Origin of the sequence: Xanthomonas dyei, assembly GCF_002939865.1 — a bacterium.
Classification (GTDB): Bacteria; Pseudomonadota; Gammaproteobacteria; order Xanthomonadales; family Xanthomonadaceae; genus Xanthomonas; species Xanthomonas dyei.
In genome coordinates, this window is record NZ_MDEE01000086.1 from 1 (window position 1) to 5,073 (window position 5,073).

The window sequence follows — 5,073 nt, forward strand, 5'->3', positions numbered from 1 at the left end:
CTCCGCCTCAATGGCTTCGTCGTCGCAGCTAAGACTTCGGTGAGGTAAAGCGAAGCGGCGCGCTCTTCGCCAAACTTGCTTCTATAGTCACTTATATGTGGATGATTGCAAATGCGAAACACAATATCTAGTTCAATTGCACCATCGGCCGGCAGCGAGGGGATGAAGAGTGCCGACTCCGCTAAGAGTATTCATGAGGAGGTTGTATCAAACCACGTTCATCAAGCGGTTCCCGCAGAGCTCGCTGATTTACCAAGCCGGCAACCACCTCGGTCGAAAGCAGCGCTTCATCAAATGATCCAGAAATCCAGAAACCCTTTGCATCTCCCGCCACCAGCCACCTCATGTCCTGTTCTAGCTTACGACAGAGATCTAGGAGAATCCGATAATTTTCGCTCCTCGGACGAATTTGACCTACCCGAAAGCTCCAATCCGACTGGTTGGAAAAACCTGCACGTTTCAGGTAGCGGCAGTATCGCGTCCATGGGGCAGATTACTAGGTTGATGCCGTCCAAGGAACGCCCAGTGGTCGTTCTGGATGCCCGCGAAGAGTCGCATGCCATCGTCGGCGGTTATCCGGGTACTTGGCGTACACCAAACAACTGGGGCAATGCTGGCAAATCACGTGACGAAGCCTTGGCAGACGAGCAACAGAGGATTCAAGCGCTTAAATCGCAAGAGACGGTAAATATCTTCCATCGCAAAGATGTCAAGAGCGAAGCCCGCAACCCACGCGGGGCGACGTTAAATATAGGCCACTGATTTTTAGCGAAGAAGAGCTTGTGAGAGCTGCAGGCGCCAAATATGTACGTTTGACAGTGACAGATCATCTGTCACCGCGTACGGACGATATTGATGCGTTTATTGCAATGGAGCGGGAGATGACCCCTGATGAAAGGCTGCATGTACATTGTGGTATGGGTCTGGGCCGCACGACAATCTTTATTGTCATGCATGACATACTAAGAAATGCTGCAATGTTGTCGTTTGATGACATCATCGACCGGCAACGTAAATTTAATCCAGGACGAAGTCTGGACAATAATAAAGACGTTTCTGACAAGGGGCGCTCAGAATTCCGTAATGAAAGGTCCGAGTTCCTTCCTCTATTCTACGAGTACGCCAAGGAAAATCCAAAGGGTCAGCCATTTTTATGGTCCGAATGGCTCGACCACAATGTGTGAACACATTGCTGACGATAAGCAGGTGGAATTCATTATTCCAGCAGCCTCTTAAGTGAAGATCAAACATAGAAGGTAGTCTCAGAATATGTTTAATCCAAAATCTGTATCAAATTTCAATTCTACAAGCACAGGAATATCCCTCTCAGAATCAGAAGATAAGCAAAATTTGGATACTCCAGTCGAGTGCTCAGACCAGAGGGCGAAATCCTTTCAGGCAGATAATTTCCCACTATCTCGCGCCCCAAAACCTGCTCGCAGCTCCGAGATTTCGTATAGCGCAGCGAATATTTCCGGGAATATTTATCACCCAAACAATCAAACCGATTCAAGTATCATGCAATTTCTATCACAATCTTTGTCAAATAATGCTTATTATTCCGAACACCATCTTTGCCAACGGGCTCAGGCATATATATCAAACATCGCGGCCGAGAAGGCCCTGATTGCTAACGCAACATGCGCAATGAGAGATATCAAATCTTTTGCGCATAAGCAGGCAGAATGGCTTTGTCATCTTGAGAGAAGCTTATGGAAATATGAACCTGCGCTAGAATGCCGAGACCGTAATAAATTAGGTGACGAGGTCCTTGGGCTTGAAAAACCTGATAAGGACTCTCCTTATGCTAAATCCCGCTCTTGGAAGCTTTCAGACCAAGCAGCTTCCGCTTTTTCCATGATACTTAAAGGCCAATCAGGCCCGTTCACTGCAGAGCAAGTAAAAACCGGCTTCGAACTATCGCAAGAGGGACAATTGTTGGCTGGCCGCCTAAATATTCAACCACGAAAATCATATCGAAAAAAGAATCGCCATGACGCTAATCGTTCTGGGACACATTCGACTAAAACCTTATCGGGAATGGATCTGTCTATGGATGCTGGCACCAGTATTAGGGATGCTGCGCAAGTTCCTGTCATGTCCGGAACATCAGGAAGCTCTTCAGACGTTGTGATAGCGGCTCGTTATGCAGCTATGGAACTCGGCGTCCAGTGGTCGGCACCAGAACTGACAACAGATCAGGCCAAGGACGCATTGATTGATTTGTCGTTGGAATTTTTTCGGCAACAAGGGCCTACAGTTGTGATGGCGATGCAGATGAATGCGATACGAGAGAAACAGGGCCTGCGCACCAAGAATGTTGAGAAGAGTCAAGTCTTCACGCATAGTTACGCGGAAATTCACAGCGGAATCTTATTGACCGTTGATGGAATAGACCCGACTAAGATAGATGAAGTTAAAAGCGCTTTGTATGGCTATACCATCGATGCGAAGAAGCGGTTGTCGGAATTATCCTCCCTCACGGAGATAAAGCGTTATGCTGGATAGGCCTTATTATATTGATAATAATGTAAATATTCGCCCCTGAATAACCCGTCAACCCGTTGATTCATCACGTCCTCGCGTCTGGAACAGGCATGCACGCAGCGCCGCTTTTTGCAAGACTGCTTGCAGATTCCTTGCAATTTCCGCCATGCGCCTGCGCCTTCCTGCTACCGAAGCCCCCCTGTCCAAGACCTGTTCCGCTCGCGTCTGGAGAACCAGATCGACCTGCGCCATCCACTGGCACGCTTGACCGGGAAGATGCCTTGGTCGGCACTGGAACAGGCCCTGGCCTCGCGTTTGCCTGCCGATCCTGTACGCGGCGGCCGCCCGGCGCTGCCGATCCGGCTGATGGCCGGGCTACTCTAACTCAAGCATGCCTACGATTTGTCTGACGAGGCGGTGTGTGAGCGCTGGCTGGAGAACCCGTATTGGCAGTTCTTCACTGTCGAGGTGTTCTTCCAGACGATCCTGCCGTACGATCCCAGCTCGCTCACGCGCTGGCGCCAGCGTCTGGGTGAGGCGGGCATGGAAGAGCTGTTGGCCCAGACGATCAACGCGGCCAAGGCGATGAAGGCGGTGGATGGGCGCGAGCTATCGCGGGTGATCGTGGACAGCACGGTGCAGGAGAAGGCCATCGCCCATCCCACCGACAGCCGCTTGCTGGAGGTGGCGCGCCGCAAGCTGGTCATGCGGTGCAAGCGGCATGGGTTGAAGCTGCGGCAGAGCTACGAGCGCGAAGGACCAGGACTGAGTCGGCAGGCCGGCCGCTAAGCCTATGCCAAGCAGTTCAAGCGGATGCGGCGGGTGCTTCTCGCCGGCAGCGCACGGTGCTGGGCCGGGTGATTCGGGACATTGGACGCAAGCTGGATGGACTGGACGCGGCCGTGCAGCAGACGCTGCAGACCTGGCTGGGGCGGGCCGAGCGCATCTGGCGCCAGCGCCCCAAAGACAAGCAGAAGCTGTACGCGTTGCACGCGCTGGAAGCCGAATGCATCGGCAAGGGCAAGGCCCGCAGGCTCTATGAGTTCGGGGTGAAGGCGGGCATTGCGGTGACGGGCACCAAGGGCCTGATCGCGGGCGCGCGTAGCTTCCCGGGAAATCCCTATGACGGCGATACACTGGCCGAGCAGCTTGAACAGGCCCGCACGCTGATGCAGGACACCAGGGCGGTGCCGACGATGGCGATCGTGGACTTGGGCTACCGCGCAAGAGAGGTCGCGGGGGTGCAGATCCTGCACCGAGGTAAGGCCAAGTCGCTGACACGACGGCAATGGAGCTGGATCAAACGGCGTCAGGCGGTGGAATCGGTGATCGGACATTTGAAGCAGGGGCATCGGCTGGATCGGTACTGGCTCAAGGGTGCCCAGGGAGATGCCCGCAATGCCCTCGGCGCGGCCGCCGGCTACAACCTGCGCTGGCTGATGCGGTTTATCGCGTTTTTACGCGGCTGGTTCCAGGCGGCTTTATCGTCGTCGGTCCCCTCGCCAGTGACGCCGAGCACAACCTGTGCTTGCTGAAAAGAATTTTTCAGGGGCGACTAAACCAACCTGAGAGTTCCCCCGGCTCTGCCGGGGAGGCAGTAGAAGTTTGACGTATCCGGGAGTCCATCAGCCGCCGAGCACACGAGACGGAGGAACCGAGATGGATGAATTTGAGAGCTTAGGTCACACCAGGTGGGAGTGTCTGTACCACGTCGTGTTCATACCGAAGTGTCGCCGTAAGGCGCTGTATGTGGGCCTGAGGACGCATCTAGGAGAGGTGTTCCGGCGATTGGCTGAGCAGAAGGAGAGCCGGGTTGAGGAGGGCCATCTGATGCCAGATCACGTCCATTATGTTGTTGAAGATTCCGCCGAAGTATGCGTTGTCGCAGGTGGTGGTCTATATCAAGGGCAAGAGCGCCATCCACCTGGCGCGGGTGTATGGGGAGCGAAAGCGGAACTTTGTAGGTCAGAGCTTTTGCGCGCGAGGCTACTTCGTCACGACGGTCGGTCGGGATGAAGGGCTGATCCGGGCATACATCCAGAACCAGGAGGCGGAAGATCGGCGCTTGGACCAATTGCAGTTGCTGAGGTAGTCGGCCACCTTCAGGTGGTCCCAACAAGGGAAGCGCGTAGCGCTCCCGCAGCCACTTTGAGCGGCTCACATCTCTAAAGCCCCCGGCTTTGCCGGGGGATATTTACTCAGTTGCGAGGTTGATCCTGCTTCGGGTCTAGCACCTGGTCCATCAATCCGTATCCACTCCGAAAGGCAGCACGCCCCAGCCCAGCCAGCAACAGGACGCCAGCAGCCATGCCAAGGCAAAGCACCATCGGATCGGCCTGAGCACCACCGAGCGTTAGGGAACCTCTGAACAACTCGTGGCATTGCGAGCGAACTTGGGATTTCGCCTGATCGCGGCGGTCGCTCATGCTGGAAATCAATGGCTTGCTAGTGACGGAGACTGCTGCATGTACTGATCGGAAGCTGGCGAAAGAGTTGTGTAATGACCCACTGAAACTCTGCTCAGGTGTTAGTTTTCAGAGGAGACATCGATGAGTGCAGTGATGGACGAAGAACAGATCAAGCGCT

At 54.2% G+C, this 5,073-nt stretch carries 4 protein-coding genes and 2 pseudogenes; 5 read left to right on the plus strand and 1 reads right to left on the minus strand.

The genetic code is table 11. The features are described 5' to 3' along the window. Positions 1-162: 162 nt before the first annotated feature. From XdyCFBP7245_RS24690 to tnpA, 5 genes and pseudogenes are all read left to right on the plus strand, one after another. Positions 163-762: a protein-tyrosine phosphatase family protein gene (locus XdyCFBP7245_RS24690; RefSeq protein ID WP_146091728.1), complete on the plus strand. Its 600-nt coding sequence runs from the start codon at positions 163-165 to the stop codon at positions 760-762. A 50-nt stretch (positions 763-812) separates the two neighbouring features. Then, positions 813-1,184, plus strand: a complete 372-nt coding sequence (locus XdyCFBP7245_RS24695) for a hypothetical protein (protein WP_484606955.1) — start codon at positions 813-815, stop codon at positions 1,182-1,184. Positions 1,185-1,269: 85 nt separating this feature from the next. Next, entirely contained in the window at positions 1,270-2,508 is a 1,239-nt protein-coding gene (locus XdyCFBP7245_RS23090) for a hypothetical protein (protein ID WP_211287774.1), read from the plus strand. 145 nt (positions 2,509-2,653) lie between these two features. Further along, positions 2,654-4,022: pseudogene (locus tag XdyCFBP7245_RS23095) on the plus strand (IS5 family transposase). A 124-nt stretch (positions 4,023-4,146) separates the two neighbouring features. Continuing rightward, positions 4,147-4,579 (plus strand): annotated as a pseudogene (gene tnpA / locus XdyCFBP7245_RS23100) (IS200/IS605 family transposase). Positions 4,580-4,685: 106 nt separating this feature from the next. On the opposite strand, the gene XdyCFBP7245_RS24095 reads toward tnpA, so the two are convergent. Then, positions 4,686-4,913 carry a hypothetical protein gene (locus XdyCFBP7245_RS24095; RefSeq protein ID WP_158255535.1) on the minus strand — a complete coding sequence of 76 codons (228 nt, stop codon included), beginning with the start codon at positions 4,911-4,913 and terminating at the stop codon, positions 4,686-4,688. Between the last annotated feature and the right edge of the window lie 160 nt (positions 4,914-5,073).